Origin of the sequence: Rhizobium sp. YAF28 (assembly GCF_052113285.1) — a bacterium.
In the GTDB taxonomy this organism is placed as follows: Bacteria; Pseudomonadota; Alphaproteobacteria; order Rhizobiales; family Rhizobiaceae; genus Rhizobium.
In genome coordinates this window covers 267,127-289,720 of record NZ_JBFRCX010000008.1, presented here as the reverse complement: position 1 = coordinate 289,720, position 22,594 = coordinate 267,127, and the positions used below count along the sequence as shown (strand labels likewise).

The 22,594-nt window shown below is 59.1% G+C and carries 18 protein-coding genes; 5 read left to right on the top strand and 13 right to left on the bottom strand.

Annotation, left to right across the window (positions count from 1 at the left end; all coding sequences use genetic code 11):
* Positions 1–60: 60 nt before the first annotated feature.
* Genes AB4Z13_RS20175 through AB4Z13_RS20160 form a run of 4 tightly spaced genes read right to left on the bottom strand, consistent with a single transcriptional unit; the run spans position 61 to position 4,322 of the window.
* Entirely contained in the window at positions 61–1,008 is a 948-nt protein-coding gene (locus AB4Z13_RS20175) for a substrate-binding domain-containing protein (RefSeq protein WP_113324382.1), read from the bottom strand.
* A 53-nt stretch (positions 1,009–1,061) separates the two neighbouring features.
* Complete coding sequence (locus AB4Z13_RS20170) at positions 1,062–2,054, bottom strand: ABC transporter permease (RefSeq protein WP_439018268.1); 993 nt, start codon at positions 2,052–2,054, stop codon at positions 1,062–1,064.
* Positions 2,051–3,619, bottom strand: coding sequence for a sugar ABC transporter ATP-binding protein (locus AB4Z13_RS20165; protein WP_162748091.1), 1,569 nt, complete (start codon positions 3,617–3,619; stop codon positions 2,051–2,053). The genes AB4Z13_RS20170 and AB4Z13_RS20165 overlap by 4 nt, the downstream gene beginning before the upstream one ends.
* Positions 3,620–3,641: 22 nt before the next feature.
* On the bottom strand, positions 3,642–4,322 hold the full coding sequence (locus AB4Z13_RS20160) for a GntR family transcriptional regulator (RefSeq protein WP_442206656.1): 681 nt from the start codon (positions 4,320–4,322) through the stop codon (positions 3,642–3,644).
* Between the two features lie 211 nt (positions 4,323–4,533).
* On the opposite strand from AB4Z13_RS20160, the gene AB4Z13_RS20155 reads away from it, so the two are divergent.
* From AB4Z13_RS20155 to AB4Z13_RS20140, 4 genes are all read left to right on the top strand, one after another.
* Positions 4,534–5,760 carry an iron-containing alcohol dehydrogenase gene (locus AB4Z13_RS20155; protein ID WP_442206617.1) on the top strand — a complete coding sequence of 409 codons (1,227 nt, stop codon included), beginning with the start codon at positions 4,534–4,536 and terminating at the stop codon, positions 5,758–5,760.
* A 16-nt stretch (positions 5,761–5,776) separates the two neighbouring features.
* Complete coding sequence (locus AB4Z13_RS20150; RefSeq protein ID WP_442206616.1) at positions 5,777–7,264, top strand: NAD-dependent succinate-semialdehyde dehydrogenase; 1,488 nt, start codon at positions 5,777–5,779, stop codon at positions 7,262–7,264.
* A gap of 18 nt (positions 7,265–7,282) precedes the next feature.
* Entirely contained in the window at positions 7,283–8,101 is an 819-nt protein-coding gene (locus AB4Z13_RS20145; protein ID WP_442206615.1) for an alpha/beta hydrolase, read from the top strand.
* Between the two features lie 276 nt (positions 8,102–8,377).
* Positions 8,378–9,634 (top strand): arsenic transporter, encoded by a 1,257-nt coding sequence (locus AB4Z13_RS20140; RefSeq protein ID WP_442206614.1) that lies wholly within the window; start codon positions 8,378–8,380, stop codon positions 9,632–9,634.
* Positions 9,635–9,746: 112 nt separating this feature from the next.
* Here the strand turns inward: AB4Z13_RS20140 and AB4Z13_RS20135 are convergent, their stop codons facing one another.
* The 5 genes from AB4Z13_RS20135 to AB4Z13_RS20115 form a co-directional block, all read right to left on the bottom strand.
* Positions 9,747–10,814, bottom strand: coding sequence for an ABC transporter ATP-binding protein (locus AB4Z13_RS20135; RefSeq protein ID WP_442206613.1), 1,068 nt, complete (start codon positions 10,812–10,814; stop codon positions 9,747–9,749).
* Between the two features lie 14 nt (positions 10,815–10,828).
* Positions 10,829–11,674 (bottom strand): carbohydrate ABC transporter permease, encoded by an 846-nt coding sequence (locus AB4Z13_RS20130; RefSeq protein WP_113324376.1) that lies wholly within the window; start codon positions 11,672–11,674, stop codon positions 10,829–10,831.
* A 3-nt stretch (positions 11,675–11,677) separates the two neighbouring features.
* A complete protein-coding gene (locus AB4Z13_RS20125; RefSeq protein ID WP_442206612.1) occupies positions 11,678–12,595 on the bottom strand; it encodes a carbohydrate ABC transporter permease in 918 nt (305 codons plus the stop codon).
* A 69-nt stretch (positions 12,596–12,664) separates the two neighbouring features.
* Positions 12,665–13,909 carry an ABC transporter substrate-binding protein gene (locus AB4Z13_RS20120; protein WP_442206611.1) on the bottom strand — a complete coding sequence of 415 codons (1,245 nt, stop codon included), beginning with the start codon at positions 13,907–13,909 and terminating at the stop codon, positions 12,665–12,667.
* Positions 13,910–14,014: 105 nt separating this feature from the next.
* Positions 14,015–14,713, bottom strand: coding sequence for a GntR family transcriptional regulator (locus AB4Z13_RS20115; RefSeq protein ID WP_113324374.1), 699 nt, complete (start codon positions 14,711–14,713; stop codon positions 14,015–14,017).
* A 62-nt stretch (positions 14,714–14,775) separates the two neighbouring features.
* On the opposite strand from AB4Z13_RS20115, the gene AB4Z13_RS20110 reads away from it, so the two are divergent.
* Positions 14,776–15,918 (top strand): mandelate racemase/muconate lactonizing enzyme family protein, encoded by a 1,143-nt coding sequence (locus AB4Z13_RS20110; protein ID WP_442206610.1) that lies wholly within the window; start codon positions 14,776–14,778, stop codon positions 15,916–15,918.
* A 97-nt stretch (positions 15,919–16,015) separates the two neighbouring features.
* Here the strand turns inward: AB4Z13_RS20110 and AB4Z13_RS20105 are convergent, their stop codons facing one another.
* From AB4Z13_RS20105 to AB4Z13_RS20090, 4 genes are all read right to left on the bottom strand, one after another.
* Positions 16,016–17,230: a GGDEF domain-containing protein gene (locus tag AB4Z13_RS20105; protein ID WP_442206655.1), complete on the bottom strand. Its 1,215-nt coding sequence runs from the start codon at positions 17,228–17,230 to the stop codon at positions 16,016–16,018.
* Between the two features lie 99 nt (positions 17,231–17,329).
* The gene (locus AB4Z13_RS20100) at positions 17,330–18,208 is read right to left on the bottom strand and encodes an alpha/beta fold hydrolase (protein WP_442206609.1); all 879 of its coding nucleotides are present in this window, start codon (positions 18,206–18,208) and stop codon (positions 17,330–17,332) included.
* 1,043 nt (positions 18,209–19,251) lie between these two features.
* Positions 19,252–20,166: an esterase gene (locus tag AB4Z13_RS20095; RefSeq protein ID WP_113325192.1), complete on the bottom strand. Its 915-nt coding sequence runs from the start codon at positions 20,164–20,166 to the stop codon at positions 19,252–19,254.
* Positions 20,167–20,468: 302 nt separating this feature from the next.
* The gene (locus tag AB4Z13_RS20090) at positions 20,469–22,259 is read right to left on the bottom strand and encodes an ABC transporter ATP-binding protein (protein ID WP_442206608.1); all 1,791 of its coding nucleotides are present in this window, start codon (positions 22,257–22,259) and stop codon (positions 20,469–20,471) included.
* Positions 22,260–22,594 lie beyond the last annotated feature (335 nt).

The window sequence follows — 22,594 nt, the reverse complement described above, 5'->3', positions numbered from 1 at the left end:
TTTGCTCCTCTTCTTCATGCAATGGGGCGGCGGCTGCGGCCGCCCCGGTTTCAGGTATTGTCAGAACGGAGAGTCGGGGAAGTAATATTCCTTGGCGTTCTCCTGCGTGATCAGCGGCGCATCCAGCTTGACAGTGCCTCGCACCGGCGCCTGGCCGACAATATTGGCAACGGTCATGTAGATGGCGGTCTTAATCATCGATGGCGGATAGGGTGTTTCGACCGGCGTCATCTGATCGCCGTCGATGACCTTTTTGACGATGTCCTTCATACCATTGCCGCCGAGGGCGAGCTTGATGTCCTTGCGGCCCGATTCCTTGACGGCCTCGAGCACGCCAAGAAGCATATCATCGTCATTTGCCCAGACAGCGTCGATCTGCGGGTATTTTGCGAGATAGTCCTGCATCAGCTTGAAGGCGTCGTCACTGTTCCAGTTCGCGTACTGGATGTCCAGAACCTTGAAATCGGTTCCCTTGATGGCGTCCTGGAAGCCCTGTATGCGTTCATCGTCGATGACGGTCGGAATGCCGCGCAAAACGACGAGGTTGCCTTTGCCGCCCAGCTTGTCGATCATGAACTTCGCCGTATTGCGGCCGACCGCGATGTTGTCGCCGGCAAGATAGAGGTCCTGGATGGACTGATCGTTCAGGCCACGGTCCACGACGGTGATGAAGGTGCCTGCATCCTTGACCGCCTTGACCGGCGTCGTCAGTTCTTCCGACGTATAGGGCAGGATGACCAGCGCATCGAGCTTGCGTCCTGCGGAGAGATCTTCAAGCGCGCTCACCTGCGCCGTTGCCGAGGGCGAGGTCTTCACGACGACCTCGACATTCGGAAAGGCGGCATTGATTTCCTTGGCGGCGGCCTGCGCGTGATAGACGATGCCCGCCGTCCAGCCATGGTCGGCTGCCGGGATCGACACTGCGACGACCTTTTTGTCTGCCGAAAGGGCCTGGCTGGCAAGCAGCACCGTACTGACGGCCAAGGCCGCAATCCATTTACTAGACATTCATTCCTCCCAGAATCGGACCACAAACATCAATCCGCGCGGTCCGGACGCGGTTACTTCGAGAACCTCTGTATGAGCATGGCGATGATGATGATGACGCCCTGAACGCCGGCGACGAGATATTCGGACACAAAATCCGAGAGCACCATGAGGTTGGCAATGAGTTCGAGGATGACCGCTCCGGCGACCGTGCCCCAGACATGGCCCTTGCCACCCCGCAGGGCGGTTCCGCCGATGACGACCGCAGTGATGACCTGCAATTCCCACAGCACGCCAGTGGTCGGCGTTGCCGCACCCAGGCGCGGCACGTAGCAGATCGCGGCGATCGCAACGCAAGCGCCCTGGATCGCATAGGCGATCGTGCGCGTCTTGATGATAGAAATGCCTGAATAGCGAGCAACGTCCTCGTTCGCACCAACGGCGGCGCATTTCCGGCCATATTTCATCTTGTAGAGGATGAAGGATGCGATGGCGGCGACGGCAATCGAGATGAGGATCGGAAAAGGAATACCGCCGAGGGTCCCGAAATAGACGGGCCGATAGGCGTCACGGAGACTGCGATCGATCGGGATCGTTCCGCCGTCCGACATATAGGTGATGAGGGCCCGGAAGATCCCCATAGTGCCGAGCGTTGCGATGAAGGGCTCGATCTTTCCGACCGTAACGATGACCCCGTTCATCAGCCCGCAGATGAGCCCGACGACGAGCGCGACCGCCATGCCGGCGGGAATTGCCAGGACACCCCAGTCGGGAGCCATCCTATTCATGAACATGATGGTTATGCCGGTGATGAATGCGGCCATCGAACCGACGGACAGATCCAGTCCGCCGGACGAGATAACGAAGGTGGCACCGACTGCGATGATGGCAATGAAAGCGCTTCGCGTGATCACATTGCCGAGATTGGTCGCAGAGAGAAAATCCGAGTTGATCGAAAAACCGATCACCAGCAGCGCCAGAAGCGCAAGGAAAGGACCGACATCCGACCAGCCGATGTTCCATTCCCGTTCCGGCCGAACCGGCGTCGAACCCGTAATCACAGTCATTGCCTTCCTCCCTGCTTCGCCACAAGCGTCGTTTCGCTGGTGGCAAGAAGCGCAATCTCATGTTCCGTCATTCTGTCGCTCGTCACCTCTCCTGTGATGCGCCCCTCCCGCATCACAAGAATCCTGTCGCAGATCCCGATCAGTTCCTGCATTTCGGACGAGATGACGATGCAAGTCCTGCCCTCTGCGACGAGGCGCTCGATGAAGGCATAGATCTGGGCCTTATTGGCGATGTCGATCCCGCGCGTCGGCTCGTCGATGACCACGACCGATGGGTCGGTGAGAAGCACCTTGGCAAGCAGAAGCTTCTGCTGGTTGCCGCCGGAAAGCTGGCCCGCCTTGAGCGCGTAACTTTTCAGGCGGATGTCGTAGGCGCTGACGGCCTCGACAAGCGCGCCCCGCTCGCGGCGGCGGTGCATCAGAAGGCCGGGATGAAACCTGCTGAGGGCGGACAGCGTGAGGTTCGGCGCGAGCCGCTCTTGCAGCAGCAGCCCCTTACCCTTGCGGTCTTCAGTCAGGTAACCGATGCCGGCATCCATCGCCGCCCGGGGGCGCCTGATGTCGATCGCCTTGCCCTGCAATTTTACGGTTCCCGTGGCGGGACGCAGGCCCATGATGCCCTCGAACACTTCGGTGCGGCCAGCACCGATCATGCCAGCAAATCCGAGGACTTCGCCTTTGTGGGCGGTAAACGAGATGTCGCTTGCAAAGCCAGGAACGCTAAGGTCCCGGACTTCAAGCATCGCCTGTAAAGCCGGCTTTACGGTCTTCTCAGGATAAAGTGCGGCGAGATCGCGCCCGACCATCAGCCGCGCCATGTCCATCTGCGTCAGGCTATGGCCGGGATATGTGCCGACCATCTTGCCGTCTCTGAGCACCGTCACCTTGTCGGCAAGCCGCTGGACCTCATCCAGGCGGTGGCTGATGTAGAGCACCGCCGCACCCTGTTCCTTCAGCTGCAGGATGATTGCGAGCAGCCGCTCGACCTCCTCACCCGTCAGGACTGCGGTGGGCTCATCGAAAATGACAAGCTTGTAGTCGTCGAGAAGTGCGCGCGCGATCTGCACGAGCTGGCGATCTGCAAGCGAGATGTCGCGCACCAGAGCATTCGGCGACACGTGGCAGCCGAGGTCGTGAAGCTTTTCGACGGCCAGACGCCGCATCGTCCGATCATCGACCAAGCCATGGCGCATCAGTTCCCGGCCGAGGAAGAGATTTTCGGCAACGGTCAGGGCATCGGCAAGTAGGATCTCCTGGTGCACCAGAACGATACCCGCCTCCTGGGCCTGCTCCGGCTTCGAGAAACCGACCTTGCGGCTGCCCATCGACAGCGTTCCGGCAGTGGGTTCGGCATAACCGGAGAGGAGCCGCATGAATGTCGACTTGCCGGCGCCATTCTCGCCGATGATGGCATGGATCTCACCGGGGAAGATATCGAGCGTGACCTCCGAGAGTACGGTGACGGATCCGTATTGCTTCGACATGCCCTCTGCACGAAGGACCGGACGAGAGGCGAGGTCTTCTGTCTCGGCCACCACGCTCCTCCCTCTCCTCTCGATGGTCATGACGTTCGACATTACCCGCCCCTTAATCGAAGGCCGGCACGAGCCGGTCCCGCGAATGTTCGAGATGGGTTCTCATTGCCTTTTCGGCGGCCGACTGGTCGCCTGCAGCGAAGGCGGCGAGAAGTGCCTCGTGCTCGTCCAAGGCCTCTTCGGTGACGCGGGAATGGAACATCAGTCGAAAGATGTGAAAATGCGTGTGCTGGTGGCTAAGGGTTTGGCGAATGAGCTCGTTGCCGGCAAATTCCATGATCCTGTCATGGAAAAGGGCGTCTTGCCGCGCGAAGGTCGAATAGCGTAGCCGTTCATCGCCTCCTTCCCGGCGCCCCATGACACCGGCCGCCTCCCGCAGGATGGCAAGCTTCTCATCGTCCATCGCCCTTGCTGCCCTTGCCGCACCATCAGGTTCGAGAAGCAGCCGCAAATGGTAAAGCTCGTCGAAGCGCCGATGGGTGATCTGCGGGGCAGCGCTGTAACCGATGAGATGCGTCTTGACGACAAGCCCCTCTCCCTCGAGGCGGCCGAGCGCTTCGCGGATCGGGGTCTGGGAGACGTTGAACTCCTTGACGAGATTATCGACGGTGATGCGCGCACCTGGAGCGATCTTCAAGGACATTAACTGCGCAAAAATCACCTCGTAGACGCTGTCCGCGAGACTGTTGCTGCGCTGGATGAAACCACTCGGATCAGGCGTGGCATTGAGCATCATCGTATTCCGGCCCTGTATTTCTTTTGCCTCTTGACAGGAACAATCGCTAACACGATGCTCGGCGGTATGCAATCCCATATCCTATAGGATTTTATATCGGAGGTTTCATGAGGGTCATTTGGGTGGGTGCGACAGAAATCGCGCGCCAATTTTGCGACACTTCCTCACGGTCTTTCTTCATCCCACAACTGGTGAAAGGACCAGCACAATGACCCTCTTCGCCGCCATCAGGCTTCCGAAAGAAATCCTGTTCGGCAAAGGCCAACGTTTTGCGCTGCCGGCAGTCGCCACCAGGCTTGGTCGAAGGGCACTGATCTGCACGGATGAGCGCCTCGCAGGAACGTCCACATTCGCCGAACTCGTCGCCGCGCTGAACGCAGCATCGATCGAGACATTGGTCTACGACCGGGTCTTGCCGGATGTCCCGCGCGACACTGTTGCCTCATGCGTTGAAGAGGCTCGAAGCTTCGCGCCCGACATGGTGATCGGGATAGGCGGAGGGAGTTGCCTCGACATGGCAAAATGCGCCGCCCTTCTGCTGAGCCACGGCGGAAGCCTCGCCGACTATTACGGTGAGTTCAAGGTTCCCGGTCCGACAATCCCGATCATCGCCATCCCGACTACGGCGGGGACCGGCTCCGAGGTGACGCCGGTTGCCGTCATCTCCGACCCGGACCGGACGTTGAAGGTCGGCATATCGAGCCCATATCTCATCGCCGCAGCGGCCATCTGCGATCCTGACCTGACGATGTCCTGCCCGCCGGGCCTGACCGCTGTCGCAGGCGCAGACGCACTGACCCATGCAATCGAGGCATTCACGGCCGCTCGACGCGGCACCGACCCGTCGCTGCCACAGAATCACGTCTTCATTGGTAAGAGTTTACTTACTGATCATTTCGCGCTTCTCGCCATCAAACTCTTGGGACGCAGCTTGGAGGCGGCTTGCAAGGAGGGATCGAACGAAGATGCGCGCGCTGACGTCATGATGGGTGCGTTGGCTGCCGGCTGTGCATTCGGCACGGCCGGCACGGCAGCAGCGCACGCCATCCAGTATCCCGCAGGCGCATTGACCCATACGGCCCATGGGCTCGGCGTCGCAACGATGATGCCCTATGTCATGAACTACAACCGCTCCGCCTCGATGACCGAAATGGCTGAGATCGGGCAAGCGCTGGGTCTGGATCCAACCGGCAAGACGAAGCAGGAGATGGCAGACGCAGCCATTGAGGAGATCCGCAGGCTCTTTCAGGCCATCGGCATCACGCCGACGCTCGCCGATCTCGGGCTTTCCGCCGACAAGCTCGACTGGACCGCCGAACAGGCGCTCAGCATCGACAGATTGATCAAGAACAACCCGCGGCCCTTCGACATCGACGCCATGAAACGTCTCGTTCGTGCCGCCTATGACGGCGATCTTGCCGCCTCCGCCCTTTAGAAATTCGAGGAACAAAATGACCATTGCCCAGCAAGTGCCACAGGCCGACAGCCACCTGCCAGACATCGAGGCTGCGGCCCGCGGCCTCTATATTGATGGGAGCTGGCGGCAGCCGAAAAGCGGGCGCAAGATCGATGTGATCGACCCCTCGACCGGGGCGCTTCTTGCGGCAGTGGCGGACGCGACCGTCGAGGATGCACGGGCAAGCGTCGAGGCCGCGGCCCAGGCTGCGCCGGCCTGGCGATCGACACCACCGCGCAAGCGCTCGGAGATTTTGCGACGCTGTTTCGAGCTGATGATCGAGCGTTCCGAAATGCTTGCTGCCTTGATCTCACTCGAGAACGGCAAGGCGCTGCGCGACGCCCGCGGCGAGGTCGCCTATGCCGCCGAGTTCTTTCGCTGGAACGCCGAAGAGGCCGTCCGCATAACGGGAGAATTCGGCGTCGCTCCGTCGGGTGCCAACCGGATCATTGTCGACTACCAGCCGATCGGCATCTGCCTGCTGATCACCCCTTGGAACTTCCCGGCTGCGATGGCCACGCGAAAGATCGCCCCGGCCCTCGCCGCTGGCTGTACCGTAATCCTGAAGCCAGCAAGCGAGACGCCACTGACGGCCTACGCGCTGGCCTCGATCTATGAAGAGGCCGGCGTACCACCAGGCGTCGTCAACGTTCTGACGACAAGCGCCCCTGCTCCATTCAGTGCCGCCATTTTGACGGATCCACGCGTTAGAAAACTTTCGTTTACGGGCTCGACAGGTGTCGGTCGCCTGCTTCTCGCAGAAGCGGCCAAGCATGTCGTCTCATGTTCCATGGAGCTCGGCGGCAACGCTCCGTTCATCGTTTTTGATGACGCCGATCTGGAGGCAGCGCTCGACGGCGCGATGGTCGCCAAGATGCGCAATGCCGGCGAGGCCTGCACCGCCGCAAACCGCCTCTACGTCCAGTCAGGAATCTACGCGGCCTTCGCTGAAGGGTTGACCAAAAGAATGGCAGCTCTCACCGTTGGTCCGGGCGTCGACGCCCTGACAGAATGCGGGCCGATGATCACGCCAAAGGCTGTGGAGAAGATTGATCGCCTGGTCGGCGACGCAAAGGAAAAGGGCGCGCGGGCCATGTGTGGTGGCGAGGTCTCTGCTGGGCCGGGTTATTTTTACCCGCCGACAGTTCTTGTCGACATGCCTGATGGCGTCGAGATGGCGCATGAGGAAATCTTCGGACCGGTTGCGCCTCTTTACAGGTTCGAGACCGAGGACGAGGTGATAGGACGTGCCAACGACACCGAATACGGCCTTGCCGCTTACGTCTTCACGCGCGACATCGCGCGGGGGCTGCGTGTTTCCTCCGCTTTGGAAGCGGGTATGATCGCGCTCAACCGGGGTCTGGTTTCCGATCCGGCGGCGCCCTTTGGCGGCGTCAAGCAGAGTGGTCTCGGCCGTGAGGGCGGGCAGCATCACGGCATCGCCGAATTCATGGAAGCCAAATATATCGCAACGAGCTTCTGACACGCCAGGGGGAAATCTTTGGAGACCGATCCGTTCCGCATACGGGGACACGTGCCGGAATTCGACGCCATCGTGTCGGAGATCAAGGCAAGGAGTGCTTCAACCCGCGCAAGGCTCCGCATGAAGGAAATCTCCTATGGAGACGATGCAAGCGAAACCCTGGACATCTTCTACCCGGAAGGTACGCGTGACGGGCTGCCGGTGCACATGTTCATCCACGGCGGCTACTGGCGGATGTTTTCCAAGCGCGACTACTCCTATGTCGCCGACACCATTACCGGCAAAGGGGCAATCGCCGTCATTGTTGATTACGCCCTGATGCCGCATGTCCGGATGGAGGTGCTCGTCGACCAGGTTCGGCGGGCCAAGCAATGGGTGCTCAAACATATCGCGAGCCACGGCGGCGATGGATCGCGCTTTACGGTCAGCGGTCATTCCGCCGGTGCGCATCTTGCGAGCTTCCTGTTTCATCGACAGGAGGCTTTCTCGGGCGTGTCGGCGGCTCTCCTGCTTGGCGGCCTTTACGACCTGAAGCCCCTGCAGTCATCGTTTCTGCGTTCAGAGATAGCCATCACCGATAGAGAGGTTGCCGACTTTTCGCCGATGCTGCACACCTATGACGGGGGCTGTCATGCCACTATCGCGATCGGTGCTGAAGAAACGCCGCCGTTTCATCAGCAGGCTGACGCCTTCGCATTGCGCTTGCGACAGCAAGGACTGTCGGTGACCAACGAAAGGCTCGAAGGCTCCAACCATATGAGTAGCGTTCGCGATCTTGGTCTGCCGGAAACGGCTATCGGCCGAATCCTCGGCAAAACAATTGCATACGCCCGGTGATGTCCAAGGACTAATCTTGATCAGGATCAGGTGGTTTCGGTCAAGAGCGCCTTTGACGCCTAGCGTTTTGACCGATCCAACCACACCAAAAGCCTTGTATTGTGCCGATCCTGCGGGAGCTAACACCAGTCTGCGGCCAGCGGCCTGGCGCAACTGAAAATCGGCCTTCTCGCTTGGTGCTTCCGATTGGCCCGGGCAAACGTCCCCGAGATAATTCTCTTGCGCCTGCCGTGTCGGCTGATAAAAGCCGGCCTGCCAACCGAAAACAGCGACTGAATGACAGAACACGCCATCACCTGGAGCATTGCCGGCTTGACCGCCATGGGTGTGGTCGTTCGTCCATTCCGATGGCCGGAAGCGGTATGGGCCATATTTGGCGCCTTGTTGCTCTTTGCCTTTCGCCTGATTGGACCACACGATGTCATCGCGGGGATCTCGAAAGGCGGCGACGTATATCTCTTTCTGATCGGGATGATGCTTTTATCGGAACTCGCTCGTCGGGAAGGCCTGTTCGACTGGATTGCAGCGATCGCCACAGCGCACTCCAGCGGCTCCCCCAGACGCCTGTTCCTACTTGTCTATGTGGTTGGCGTTATCGTGACGGTCTTTCTCTCAAATGATGCGACGGCCGTTGTTCTCACCCCAGCCGTCTTCGCTGCCTGCCGGGCTGCCCGGGTTCGGGACCCAATGCCCTACCTCCTGACTTGCGCCTTCATCGCCAATGCGGCGAGCTTTGTCCTCCCCATCTCCAATCCCGCCAATCTGGTAATCTTTGCTGGCGGCGAGATGCCGCCCCTGGCGCGCTGGATGTCGACTTTCATGCTTCCGTCGATCGTTTCGATCGTGGTTACATTTGGCTGCCTTTACTGGACCCAGCGCCGGGCTCTTGCTTCGGACAGCGTTGCCGAAAATGTGGCCAGGCCGATCCTTTCGGCGAGCGCTCGGCTGGCCGGGTGGGGAATTGTCCTGACGGCCATCATTCTTATCGCCGCATCGGCGATGCATATTGATTTGGGTATGCCGACCTTTCTCGCCGGCACGATTACCTCGGTGCTCGTCCTGGCGCTGACCCGGCAAAGTCCAATCGAGACCTTCAAGGGCGTCAGTTGGAGCGTCCTGCCTCTGGTCGCTGGCTTGTTCGTCGTCGTGGAAGCCCTGGATCGCACCGGCCTGACGACCATGCTCTCAGACCAACTGGCCCTGCTCGCTGCAACATCGGAAACACAGGCGGCCGGCATTGCAGGCGTGCTTGTTGCGATTATCTGCAACCTTGTTAACAATCTTCCAGCAGGCCTGGTTGCGGGAAGCGCGGTGCAGGCGGCGCATGTCTCAGACAAGATCGCCGGAGCGGTGCTGATCGCAGTCGATCTCGGCCCCAATCTTTCCGTCACCGGATCCTTGGCGACAATATTGTGGTTGTCTGTCCTTCGCCGCGAGGGACTACACGTCAGCGCGTGGCAGTTTCTGAAGCTCGGAACTGTCGTCATGTTTCCGGCACTGATTTTGTCTTTGCTGTCGCTCGTTCTTTTCTGAAACTTTCAACGGGCAACGTCTCGCGAAGAAGGCGTGATAATCCAAAACTGTCCGTCAATGATGACATTCGCCTCCACGCTGCGACGCGACAGGAGGCCAATCTACGTCTGCACTATAGCCTCAGCTGCGTCTCTGCATCGAAGAGACTGACACTCGATGGGTCCACAGCAAAGGCAATTGGCTCTCCCCTTTTCCCGGCAAAACGTGGCTCCACCCGGGCGATAACGGTTTGGCGACCGATGACCGTCGTCAGGATCGTATCTGGTCCCGTCGGCTCGACCACATCGATGACGCCATTGAAGGCGCCATATCCCTGCACAACCTTGAACTCCTCCGGACGAACACCGAGAATCAGGTCTCGCTCGGTCAATCCACCGTTGCCGGATCCAAGTTCCAGCGCTACGCCTTCCGCCCTGAACTGCCAGCCACCCTCGCTTCCGACCACGCGCCCGTGGAGGAAATTCATGGCCGGTGAGCCGATGAAGCCGGCGACGAACATGTTGGCGGGGCGCTCGTAGACGGTTCGCGGATCGGCCAGCTGCTGAAGGTGGCCGCCTTTCATGACCGCCACTTTGGTGGCGAGTGTCATGGCTTCGATCTGGTCGTGCGTCACGTAGACGATACTGGTCCCGAGACGCTCGTGGAGCCTCTTGATCTCGGTGCGCATCTCGACCCTGAGCTTGGCATCAAGATTGGAAAGCGGCTCGTCGAACAGAAACAGGTCCGGATTCCGGACGATTGCGCGGCCCATTGCAACGCGCTGGCGCTGCCCGCCGGACAGGTTTGCCGGTTTGCGATCGAGGAGATGCGTGACCTGCAGCATGTCGGCCGCTTGCGCCACGGCTTCGCGCCGCTGATCCGCAGGCACACCGCGCATCTCCAGACCAAAACCGATGTTACGTTCGACCGACATCGTCGGGTAGAGCGCGTAGGACTGGAAGACCATCGCGATATTGCGGTCTTTCGGCGGCAGAGCCGATACCGAGCGACCTCCGATGGCGATATCGCCGCTGGAGGAATCGTCGAGCCCAGCGATAATGTTGAGCAAGGTCGACTTGCCGCAGCCGGATGGTCCAAGCAGAACAAGGAAACCGCCGTCCTCCAGCTCGACATCTATCCCGTGAAGAACTTCAAGCGCGCCGTAGGACTTTCGGATGTTTTTGAGTGAGAGCGTAGCCATTCGATATTGTCCCTTCAACCCTTGATCGCACCGGCAGTAAGCCCCTGGACCATCGCCCGTTGGACGATTGCAAAAAGAAGCATGACGGGCAGGATGCTGAGGATGCCTCCGGCGGCCAGAACGCCCCAGGGAAGCTGGAATTCACCGACCATCAGCTGGAGCCCGACGGGCCACGTGCGTGACCCCTGCCCGGTGGTCAGCATGAGGGCGAAAATGAACTCGTTCCAGGCGGCGATGGCGATGAAGACGGAACTGGCGAGGAGACCATTCCGCGCTAGCGGCAAGACAATGCGGACCATGGCGCCGAGACGCGTCGACCCGTCGATGCGCGCAGCGCTTTCCAGCTCCTTTGGTGCGGCGTCCAGGAAGCCCTTGAGCATCCACACGAAGAGCGGCAGCAGGAAGCTGGTATAGGCAAGCGCTAGGCCGAAACGGCTGTCCACCAGCCCCACGGTCTTCATCATCACATAGAGCGGGATGATCATCATCACGGCGGGGAACATGCGGATCAGCAGGTAGCCCAGCATCAGGCTGTTGCGACCGCGGAATGTCATCCGTGCAAACGCATAAGCGGCCAGCGTGCCGGCAACGACGCAGATGGCGACGGTGACGATCGTTACGATCAGACTATTGGTGATCAATACCGGAAAGTTGGACTGCGTCCAGATCGCCACATAGTTCTGAAATGTCACGTGCTGGGGAATATACTGCATCTGCGAGGTGACGATGTCCGTCTCTGCCTTCAGTGAGGTCAGGAACATCCAGAGGATCGGACCAAGGCAGAAGGTCCCGAGCGCACACAGGACGATGTAGGTGAGAACATCGGCTGCCAAACGCCTGCTGTGTTTGGTTCGAAACATGGATCATTCTTTCGTTATGCGTGACAGGCGGATGTAGATCGTCGCAAAGATCATCAGGATCAGGAACATCACGACCGACAGAGCGCCGGCATAGCCAAAATTGAAATCCCGATGAGCGGTCTGAAAAGCATAGAGTGACAGCACTTGCGTCGCGTTTCCGGGGCCGCCGCCGGTCAGGACCAATAGAAGATCGGGAGAATTGACAAGGCTGATGACACGCAGGATGACTGCAGCGGCAATCACCGTTTTCAGCATCGGCACCGTGATCAACCGGAATTTCGTAAAGGATCCGGCACCGTCTACCGCAGCAGCCTTGTAAAGGTCCTCGGGAATCCCCTTAAGACCAGCGAGAAACAGCAGAGCAAAGAACGGAAAACCGTGCCAGGCTTCGACAAGGATCGTGGCCGCAAGCGCGGTACTCGGGTCGGCAAACCATGCCTTGTAGGTATTGAGCACGCCTATCCGGACGAGGATGTCATTGATGACACCAAGTCGCGGGTCGAGAAGCAGGGCCCACATGTGTCCGGCCACGACATTCGGAAGGAAATAGGGCAGCAGGATCAAAACGCCGAAGATCTTCGTCCCCGGCAGATTTCGGTTCAGCGCAACGGCAGCGATGAAGCCGAGCGTCATCTCGACGGCGATCGCCGCCATCACCCATATCGCAGTGTTCTTCAACGAGATCCAGAACACGCGATCGGACATCATCGCCACATAGTGCTTCATCCCCACCCAGCCGTTGAGGCCGGGCCGGGTGAGGCGCATTTCCCGCGCACTGATGACGAAGCCATAGATCGTCGGATAAGCGACGACGAGGAGTAGCAGAAGGAGGCTCGGCAACAGGAGAAGATAGACCCAGGAGCGTGTTTCCGAGAGTTCGCCAAGGCGGCGAAGCGGTTGGCGGTATGAGGCTGATGTCATTGGATGTCGGCGATGCGCCGTCCTTGATTAAGGCGCGCGCCCCTTGTGGGACATCGCGCCTGAACGAGGTTAGCGAAGGGCGGCTTCGAGGCCTTCGATGATACGGTCCACGGCCTGCTCCGGCGTCAACTGACCGGTGAGGACTGCCTGGAAGGTCGGATTGACGACATTCTCCGACCAACCGGCGGCGCCGACGAAACTGTTGGGCAGGCGCCCGAACTCCAGTGTCTGCGTTGCCGCGTTGTAGATCGGGTTGCCCGTGATGCGCTCGTCCTTCAACGCTGCCGTGGAGGCCGGGAAATATCCCGTTGCCTCAAGAAGCGCGATGGCCGCATCGGTCTCGCCCCAGAAGCTGATCCACTTCCACGCGGCTTCGACATTGTCTTCCTTGAATATCCCGTTGCCTGCGTAGGCGACGCGGGCAATATGCGCCTTCGGACCCGCAGGCATCGGTGCGGTGGAAAACTGCTCGCCTTGTTTGAGTGCTGCAGAGATCTCGATGAGCGAACCGGTATGGTGCCAGACCATCGCCGTCTGACCGGTCCTGAAGCCCTCCATGATCTGCCGGTAGCTATCGTTCGGCGCGCTGGGCGGAACCACTTTCTCCTTGCGGAAGAGATCGGCGTAGAAGGTGATCGCCTCGACGGCGGCCGGCTTGTCGATGGCGGCCTGGCCATCCTTGACGAGCGGCGAGCCGAACGCTTCCATCACGTCGATGACGTATTTGAAAGCCCCGGCGCCGCCGCGCATCCCGAATGCATAGCGGTTCTTGGAAGGATCTGTCAGCTTTCGGCAAGCGACCAGGAATTCCTCGAAGGTCTTGGGAGGAGCGGAAAGCCCAGCTTCCTCGAAATAGTCCTTTCTGTAGTACATCCAGTCGACAAAGGCGTAGGCTGGAACTGCGTAGATAGCACCATCCTGCGACATTCCCGTCCAGCGGTTGTCGGGCAGGTTCGCCTTGCCGGCCCAATTGTTGACGCGCGCGCTGATGTCAATCAACGCTCCCATCGCCGTGAGGTCAGCAAAACGCTCGGCGATCACCATGCCGGTGTCGGGGCGCCCTCCGGCAACGACCGCCGACGAAACCTTCGCCATATATTCGGAGTTGGGGATGCCCTCCTGGGTCACCGTCACATCCAAATTTGCTGCCGCGAAAAGCTGGATGATCTTTGCGAGTCCGGCCATCTCCGACTGGCTGGCGAAATGGTGCCAGTAGTTGATGGCGGTGGCGGCGTTGGCGCTGCGAAGGCTGGCCGCCAGGCTCAGAGCTGCCGAGGCTATCAGGAATTCACGCTTGCTTAGTTGCACTACCATCTCCTCCCGAGATATCAGACCATCAATCTGATCGATCAGACGGCAATATCATCGTTTTGGAAATCCCGCAACACGCTCGCTCGAAGACAGCGAATGCAGAAACGCTCAGACAAGACCGAGATTGCGTTGTACGGCAGCCTGGAAGTGCGCGATCAGGGCCCTTTCGGCAGCATCCGCGTCCCTCGTGCTGCATGCTTCGAGGATATCGAGGTGCTCCTTCAACGTGCGCACAAGGATCGGCGTCGTGACCTTTCGCTCGAGCCGCAGAAGACGCAGATAGTTGTGCATGCGCCTGTAGGCACTGTCGATCAGCGGATTGCGCAGGGCCTTGATGATCTCGCCGTGCAACTCCAATTCAAGCGCGTCCGTCTCCAGAAGCTGTTCCGGCCCTATGCCGTTGCGCTCAAGCTGGCGAATAAGCCTTGAATGCCTGACTTCCAGGGCATTCATCAGGTGCTCGTCGCCCTCCTCGGCAAACACCCGAATAGCCGCACGCTCGACGATCGAGCGGAACTGATAGGTGGAGCGCGTCAGTTCCATGCCCGGGCGGACGAACTGGATGCCCGAGCGAGGATGGATGGTCAGAATGCCCTCCGCTTCCAGCACCCGCAGCGCGTCGCGCAAGGGTGCCACGGGAACATCAACAATTGCCGACAGCTCGTTCTGCGAGATGAAGGCACCCACAGGCACCTTCCTTTCGAACAGGCTTTCCAGGATGCGCTCATAGGCTATGTCGCTGAGGCGCATTGCTGCGGCATCCCCGATCGCCGACTTCGCGACATCTGGCTCTTGCAGTTTCTTCATAGGTCCGATATCACCTTTCTGATCGATCAGATCAACATTTTAAACGATCAGTGAGCGCTGCGATGTCTCTCTCCCACTTCCGTATAACCCGATTTCAGTTTGCCCGCGACCGCGTAATCGGCGACAGCCAGGTTCGCGCCGACGAGACCAACGTCGCAGCACTCGAACTGATCTCGGACACAGGCGAGGTGGGGCTCGGATTCATCCAGACGCTTTTTTATCCTCTGCCGGATCAGGCGGAGATCGAGGCCGTTTTTGAGAGCGAGGTCTGGCCGACAATCAAGGGAGAAAAGGCGATCGGACTGGTTCATCGCGTGAACAGGCCGCGCGGCGGCAACCAGCGCGCCTACTCCCTGCCGTTCCACGAAGCGCTGCAGGTGGCTCTCTGGGAACTCGGCGCCAAGCAGGCGGGCATGCCCTTGCACCGTCTTCTCGGAAGCCGACGCAACCGCGTCCGCGCCTATGCGAGCGGCCTTGATTTCCACCTGAGCGACGACGCCTTCAGCGCGCTGTTCGCGCATGCTGCAAGCATCGGCTACACGGCCTTCAAGATTAAGGTTGGTCATCCCGATTTTGCCCGCGACCTTCGTCGCCTCGAACTCTTGAAGAAGGTCGTGCCGGAGGGATCGCAGATCATGATCGATCCGAACGAAGCCTGGAGCTCCAAGGAGGCCCTGGTCAAGCTGACGGCAATACGCGATGCAGGGCACGATCTCCTTTGGGTGGAGGATCCCATTCTGCGCCACGATTTCGAGGGTTTGCAAACCCTGCGTCACGCCGTCAACTGGACACAGATCAACAGCGGGGAATATCTCGACCTGTCCGGCAAGAGGATCCTGCTCGACCATCACGGCACCGACATTCTGAACGTTCACGGCCAGGTGACGGACGTCATGCGGATCGGCTGGCTGGCCGCCGAACTGGGCGTGCCGGTCAGCCTCGGCAATACTTTCCTGGAGATCGGTGTGCACATGGCTGTCGCACTGCCGGAGGTCGAATGGCTGGAATATTCCTTCCAGAACTTTGACCACCTGGTCGAGACGCCGATCGAGATCCGCGACGGCTTCGCCTACGCGCCGGACCGCTTGGGTCATGGTCTCGTGCTTTCCGGGGAAGCGCGGCGCGAATGGGCCCGGCCACACCGGTTGGAGCGGTCCAAGCTTGGCCCAGCTCCGAAAAACAACCGCCTCCCCCTCCTTTCGTGAGGAGGAGTTTGCAAGAGGCGAACAGCCACTGCAGGTGAGATGGCTGGGCAGGGATATGGGAGCGACGCCAACAGAGCCGGCTACCTGATAATTGCTGCTAAGCGGCAAGCTCCCCCAGGGGATGTTCGGATCCGCTCGAATGCTGGGTTGCGGTCGTTGCCGTCGCGCTTGAGGGGCGTTCTTCCATGCTTTGTGGATCTGCATATAGCTCAACTCGGTCACGGCCGCCTCGCTTCGCAAGGTAGAGTGCCTGGTCTGCCTGATCCCGCAGCTTCTGTGCATTGCAATCGCCTCTCCAAACGGCAACGCCCGCGCTCACACTCGGCACTATAGTCTCCGCGCCAGATGCGAATGCCGAGGCATTGACCGTCCTGCGGATTTGATCCGCCTTGGCAACAGCAGTTTCTTCGGTTTGATCACGCAGAAACAGCGCAAACTCCTCGCCACCAAGACGGCCAAGCGTGACCTTGCGTCCAGCGGCTGTGGCGATGGCTTGGGCGACACCGACAAGAACCTCATCGCCAGTTTCGTGGCCGTAGCGGTCGTTGACACTCTTGAAGTGGTCGATGTCTATCATGATGAAAGCGTCGCCTCCCCTGAGCTCGCTCGGAAGGGATGCCAGGAAGTGCTGCCGGTTTGGGATTCCCGTCAGCGCGTCGGTATTTGCCAGACTTCTGAGCTGAGTTTCTGCGCGTTCCTGGACCAGGACAACCACGAAAAGCGCGACGGAGAAATGGCAAATGATGAGCATGAAAAAGGCATAGCGGGGTTCGACCGGCCCATACTGCGGAAAGATCATTCCGACAGTGACCAGCGTCGAAAAGCCCATGGCAGCAGCGAGTGATGCAAGCAGACCCAATCTCGCCGGCAGGCGGTCGAGGAAGAAATCCCGTAAGATGACAACACAGGAGATGCCAAGGAAAGCCGCGGTGTTCGCATTGAATATTGCGGCGCGCGTTTGGTTATCCGCATACCAATGCATCCAACCAACAACGACGGAAAAGATGAGGGAGAAACCCACCAGAAGGCAATCCGAACGCTTTCGCCCGCGACGGCTCAACTGGATCAGTCCCGTCGTCATCAACGCATAACCTGTGACACCGATGGAAAAGCTTGCCAGAGTCCAAATCTCATATGGCAGTATGCCCTGTTCTCCGACCCCGGCAAGCGTGGATGCAACGGCAAGAAGGCCGTCGCCGATGGCCAGAAAATCGAGACCTGGCTCTCTGGAGCGCCACCTGACGTAGAAACAGCAGATGGCGCCGACTATGAAGGAGCACTTGTGAAGAAGAAGAACTGTAGCAAGATCCATCGTCAAACCGAAAAACAACCGGGATGCTGATGTCTATAATCTCCGAGAGCTACTTTTGAATGAATCTTCTCGCGCTGACATAGCAGATCAGGCACAACTTCATCGCGGGGTCAGTCCGTGAGCTTCAGAAAATGCGAGGACGGCGTTTAAGAATTCTTCCGGCTGTTCCAAGTGCGCGAAATGACCGCTTTGGGAGAAGTGCACCAGCTCCGAATTCGAGCAGCTGTCACCCAGGGTTCTTGCCCATTTCGGACCGCATATGAAATCGTGAGCTCCGACCAGAACAAGCGCCGGTACGGAAAGGTCCTGAAGTCTTGAGCGGACGTCAAACGGCTCATTATTGCCGATCAGAATTGTCGCCTTTATCCGCAAGCGGAATACTCCAAGATCAAGCTTCTCGTGAACATCGTCGGCAAAGTAAGCGGGAAGCAGGTCGCGCATGATCTCGGTATAGTGTTCGTCGCTCGACATTTTCGGAACCGACTGCCACGCTCGCAGTACTGCCCGTCCCTCCAACTGGTGGCGATCAGCAAAACTCCGCACACCGTCTGCGGCCGCCGCCATGAAGTCACTCCCTGTCACCGCCGACGAGGAATACAGGATCATCGCTAATACGCGATCCGGGTGCTCGATCGTATATTGCTGGATGACGAATCCTCCGTGGGAATGGCCAAGAAGCACAACGTTCGAAAGATCGAGTGTTTCGAGGAACCTGCCCAGCTGTTTGGCGAAGCGTTCGACGGTATAGCCATGGGGGTGCTCCGCCAACCGGCCCGAGCCACCGGTGCCGATCGGCTCAAGGTAGAGCATGGTAAAATGCCGCTCCAAAAAACCCATGCGAAGATATTGCCAGTGGATCCCTGGGCCGCCAGGGTGAACGACCATGACCGGCCCCTGGCCCGCGACATGAAAGCTTTGCTGAATTCCGTCGATATCGACGACATGATGTCCGGGATTGAGGCTATTTCGCATTGACATCGATTAGACCTTATATCGCTTGAAAAGCACGGCCGTCGTTGCACCGCGCCAGAGAAAAGGATTGAGTCCGGGGAGCCGTGAACGAACACATTGGTGTCACTGCGAACCTGTAAGGGATGCCGCACGCTTCGAGGCGCAGGACACACTTGTCCTAAACTCCGCCGATCGCCGTTGCCGCAGCATTGTAGGAAGAAAGCTGCGGCAAGGTTTGAGCTGGAAGGCCAAGCACGGTGGACTGCTGGTTTTGCTTCGTGCCTGTCATCGGCTGGTAAGAAGGACCTTACGTTTCGCGTCCACTAGTAGCATACCTCGGTCCTGACCGGGCGCCCGGGGCGCTCGGCGTCCCATTGCCAATAGCAGCGATCATAGTCGTCGTTGCTGCCCAGGAAGAACGGCCCGCGATCCCTAAACCGTCCATCGAAGCGGTCGTGGGCAAAAAACGCACCGCGGTTTCCTTCCCTGTCGAAATGGCCCATACTGAATCCTCCCATGTGCTCCCCTCCCATGTGCCCCCCTCCCTCGTTGCCTCCGCCTCCGTGACCTCCGCCTCCACCGTGAGCCAGTGCGGGCGTTGCGATGGAGCCAACTGCGAGGGTCAGGGAGATAAGACCTGTTGCGGCGATTTTGCGAAACATAGACATGGTGGTTTTCCTAAAAAGCGGCTCTGTGTAGCCACTATCCGTATGTGTTCATCGAAATTGGCGAACACCTGCCACAATTCAGGAATTTCGCTCACATCTTGTCACATCTTCTCACCACGACCCGTAACAACCGTGATCGCTGGTTGCGCGGAAGCGAGGCATTGAGAGGACAGCCTTCACCCGGCATTGCCCAACACCTGATGATCCCGGCCAGCGGAGACACATTGGTCCGTGCAGCAAGAAGAAAATCTATATTTTAAAGTCCTTCCTTAACCGCCCGGAGCCAGATGAGATAGGTCTGGGCGCCTTCGGCAACCCCTCGTACAAAGCCAGACAGGAAGCCTTCGCTCTTCCTGGCAAAACAATCGCAGCAACGTCCAGAAACGAGAACTGCGCCTTTCTTCAGCGTGCGAATGCCTCGAAGGGATTGATTTCGGTGAGTTGGCGGATCGCATCCTGGCTTACGCCCGCGATTGTGAGCGCTGGCAGCAGGTTCTCGACAAGGTGCGTGTAAGGTCGCGGGATTCCACCACCGGGCTGCGCAGGATCATACCAGCCGAGATCGTGGCTTATGAGCAGGTGCTCGCCCAGCCCGGTTTCAAGGGCGCGCATTATCATTGCGACCAGTTCTTGGTCTGGAGCCCTTCCCACATGATCGTATTCGATCCACGCACCGCGCTCCACCAGTGCCCGGTGAAGCCCGAAGTCTTTTTCCTCTTGAGTGTGAATGGATATGAAGCGCTCTGGTGCGCAGCCCTCTGACTGAAGAATGTCCAACTGATCCATCACAACGCGTCCCCGGATTGTATGCGAGCCGATCACCGCATTGGTCCGCACGGATGCTCTTGCCGCTGCGCGCAGGATACGGGCTTCGAGCGGCGTAATTCCATCGTCGCCAGCGCTGAGCTTAATCCATCCCGCCAGTACACCGGTGTCCTCCATTCCCTCGGTGAGCTCACTTACCATCCACTGTTCGAGATCACTCTCACTAGCCTCGACTATCCAAGCGGGTATCCATGGCTCGCGATAGTTGCCGGTCGGGACGACGATCGGAAAGTCGGCTGCCTTCGACACAGCAAGATCAATGTCAGCACGTCTTCCGACACCACCGGTCGTGCACTCGACGAGCAGCGTAACGCCTTGTCTTTTGATCGCCTCAATCTGTGGGACCATCAGTGCCACAACGGCGTCTGTCTCCGCCTCGGCATAGCCGGGCTGATCAGGCGTTCTAAGATCGACGAACACATGCTCGTGCGGGAGAATCATCCCGAGTTCTTCGCGACGCTTTGGTCCCAGAGTCGTGTAAATCTGCTTCATCCTTGACGGGTCCCCTCCCCCAATTGGTAGAACGACAGAACTTTGAATGCATCGGACCCATCTGGTCCACAGAAATAGTTGGGTCAATTGTCGGCAGGACATCCGGCGACATCGTGCAGCACCATCTGCACTTATGCACGGAATGGCCGCTGGCTCGCATCTTGAGCCTGCAATCTCCCTTGTATCTGCACAGACGTGCTTCTGTACGATCTTGTCTCTTGCCGGGTGGGCACCCGGCAAGAGACCTTCCTGAGACAACAGTGGATTGGCGGCGCCAATTAAGCCACCACCCGTGTTTTCCGTCAGGCCACCAGACCCTTGGTTAGCTCCAGCGCCTGCCGCTCGAACAGCCGGCGATAGATGCCTGCATTGAACCGGATCAGCGTCTGGTGGTCGCCCTCTTCAACAATCTTTCCTTTGTCGAAGACCAGCAGTCGGTCCAGCGCTCGCACCGTGGACAGCCGGTGCGCGATGACAAGCGTCGTGCGGCCGTCCATCAGACGTTCCATGGCCTGTTGGATCTGCACTTCGCTCTCGCTGTCGAGGCTCGATGTCGCCTCGTCCAGAATCAGCAGGGGCGCATCAGCCAGGAACGCCCGGGCAATGGCGACACGCTGCCGCTCCCCGCCCGACAACTTGACGCCACGTTCCCCCACCAACGTCTCATAACCCTTGGGCAGGTCTATGATGAAGTCGTGCGCATTGGCCTGTTTCGCCGCCTGCTCGATTTCGCGCCGTGAGGCGTTCGGCCGACCATAGGCGATGTTTTCCGCCAACGTGCGATGGAACAGAATGGGCTCTTGCTGCACGATGGCGATCTGGCCGCGCAGGCTTGACTGTTTGACTTGGGCGATATCCTGCCCGTCGATGCGGATCGAGCCCGACTTCACGTCATAGAGACGCTGGATGAGCTTGACGAAGGTCGTTTTGCCCGAGCCCGAATGTCCCACCAGTCCCACGCGCTCGCCCGGCTTGATGGTGACCGAAAAATCCTCATAAAGCGGGTTGGGATGAGCGCCGTATTGGAAGGTGACTCGGTCGAAGACAATCTCACCCCTGCCAATCTTGATCGGCGCTGCGCGCGGTTTGTCCTCGATACCCAGCGGCATCTTGTCGAGCAGCACCAATTCTTCCATGTCGTTGACGGCCCGCTGCAGATTGCGGATGTGCTGGCCTACATCGCGCAGATAGCCCTGCAGGACGAAGAACATTGCCAGCACGAAGGTAATGTCCCCGGCTGTCGCCAGCCCCTGCTGCCACATAATCAAGCCCGTTCCCAAGATACCGGCCTGCATGGAAACCATCATGAAGCCCTGGATCGTGCCGCTCAATGTGCCGCGCTTCCATGTTCGCCGCGTACGGCTGTCCCATTTGGCGAGCACGTGGGCCAGTAGCGTCTCTTCGCGGCTCTCGGCGCCGAAGGCTTTGACCACTGAGTTGCAACTAATGGCATCCGCCAGCGCACCACCAAGCTTAGTGTCCCAAGCATTGGCAAGCCTTGCCGCCGGCGACACAAAACCCATGGAGAGCGTCACAGTCACTCCAATATAGATGAGCGACCCCACGCTCACGACCAGGCCCATGATCGGCCAGTAGCTTCCTAGCACGATACTGGCGCCGACCAGCATGACGATGGACGGCAACAAGGCTACCAGGAGCAGGTCGTTGAGCGAGTCGAGCGCCCACATGCCACGGGTAATCTTGCGCACCGTCGAACCGGCAAAGCTGTTGGCGTGCCAGTCGGTTGAGAACCGTTGCACCTTGTGGAAGCCATTGTTGACCACATCCGCCATTGTGCGCAGCGTCAGCCGGATGATGCCATTGAAGATGAACCAGCGCAGTGCCACGCTGGTCAGGCCCAGAGCCACGACGATGACAAAGGCGCGCAGGGCACCATCAATCCCATTGCTGCCTGCAATGGCATCGACGATCTGGCCGGAAAACACCGGCACCATGACTTCGGCCAGCGTGCTTGAGATCACAAGCATCATGATCATGCCGACCAATGCCGGCCGATGGGTCCAATGATGGAAAACAAAGCCGAGCACGTGGCGATAGGCATCAGCGCGAAAATCGAGCTTCTTGCGAGTCATTTTAACCAGCCCGGCCCGTATCTCGGTAGCCGGTCCTCAAAATAGAGAGTTAAAGGGCACAGCCCGTACGGGAGACGAAGTGATCCCGTCAGATCAATCGGGCTATGAAGAGACATAAAACCGCGTGTCGCGCGCTCGAGGCGGGCCGCGAATGGAAATGACCTAGTGTCGGGACATTCCACATAGGAAGGTTTCGATGATTGCTGGTCTCATGCAACGCCTCCCTTATGTTCGATCTGGAGCGGTTAGTATTTTGTACCGAACCAATTCGCCATTGCCAACCGGTTTTTTACAACCTTATGGAAAGTGATGCGAAAATGACACAATTTAGCAAC

Excerpts from the sequence above, each read along its gene's own strand:
- AB4Z13_RS20095 (WP_113325192.1), bottom strand. The coding sequence starts at position 20,166 with ATGAAGCAGATTTACACGACTCTGGGACCAAAGCGTCGCGAAGAACTC.
- AB4Z13_RS20115 (WP_113324374.1), bottom strand. The coding sequence starts at position 14,713 with ATGAAGAAACTGCAAGAGCCAGATGTCGCGAAGTCGGCGATCGGGGAT.
- AB4Z13_RS20135 (WP_442206613.1), bottom strand. The coding sequence starts at position 10,814 with ATGGCTACGCTCTCACTCAAAAACATCCGAAAGTCCTACGGCGCGCTT.
- AB4Z13_RS20170 (WP_439018268.1), bottom strand. The coding sequence starts at position 2,054 with ATGACTGTGATTACGGGTTCGACGCCGGTTCGGCCGGAACGGGAATGG.
- AB4Z13_RS20100 (WP_442206609.1), bottom strand. The coding sequence starts at position 18,208 with ATGTCAATGCGAAATAGCCTCAATCCCGGACATCATGTCGTCGATATC.
- AB4Z13_RS20090 (WP_442206608.1), bottom strand. The coding sequence starts at position 22,259 with ATGACTCGCAAGAAGCTCGATTTTCGCGCTGATGCCTATCGCCACGTG.
- AB4Z13_RS20125 (WP_442206612.1), bottom strand. The coding sequence starts at position 12,595 with ATGACATCAGCCTCATACCGCCAACCGCTTCGCCGCCTTGGCGAACTC.
- AB4Z13_RS20130 (WP_113324376.1), bottom strand. The coding sequence starts at position 11,674 with ATGTTTCGAACCAAACACAGCAGGCGTTTGGCAGCCGATGTTCTCACC.
- AB4Z13_RS20110 (WP_442206610.1), top strand. The coding sequence starts at position 14,776 with ATGTCTCTCTCCCACTTCCGTATAACCCGATTTCAGTTTGCCCGCGAC.
- AB4Z13_RS20150 (WP_442206616.1), top strand. The coding sequence starts at position 5,777 with ATGACCATTGCCCAGCAAGTGCCACAGGCCGACAGCCACCTGCCAGAC.
- AB4Z13_RS20160 (WP_442206656.1), bottom strand. The coding sequence starts at position 4,322 with ATGCTCAATGCCACGCCTGATCCGAGTGGTTTCATCCAGCGCAGCAAC.
- AB4Z13_RS20165 (WP_162748091.1), bottom strand. The coding sequence starts at position 3,619 with ATGACCATCGAGAGGAGAGGGAGGAGCGTGGTGGCCGAGACAGAAGAC.
- AB4Z13_RS20140 (WP_442206614.1), top strand. The coding sequence starts at position 8,378 with ATGACAGAACACGCCATCACCTGGAGCATTGCCGGCTTGACCGCCATG.
- AB4Z13_RS20105 (WP_442206655.1), bottom strand. The coding sequence starts at position 17,230 with ATGGATCTTGCTACAGTTCTTCTTCTTCACAAGTGCTCCTTCATAGTC.
- AB4Z13_RS20120 (WP_442206611.1), bottom strand. The coding sequence starts at position 13,909 with ATGGTAGTGCAACTAAGCAAGCGTGAATTCCTGATAGCCTCGGCAGCT.
- AB4Z13_RS20175 (WP_113324382.1), bottom strand. The coding sequence starts at position 1,008 with ATGTCTAGTAAATGGATTGCGGCCTTGGCCGTCAGTACGGTGCTGCTT.
- AB4Z13_RS20155 (WP_442206617.1), top strand. The coding sequence starts at position 4,534 with ATGACCCTCTTCGCCGCCATCAGGCTTCCGAAAGAAATCCTGTTCGGC.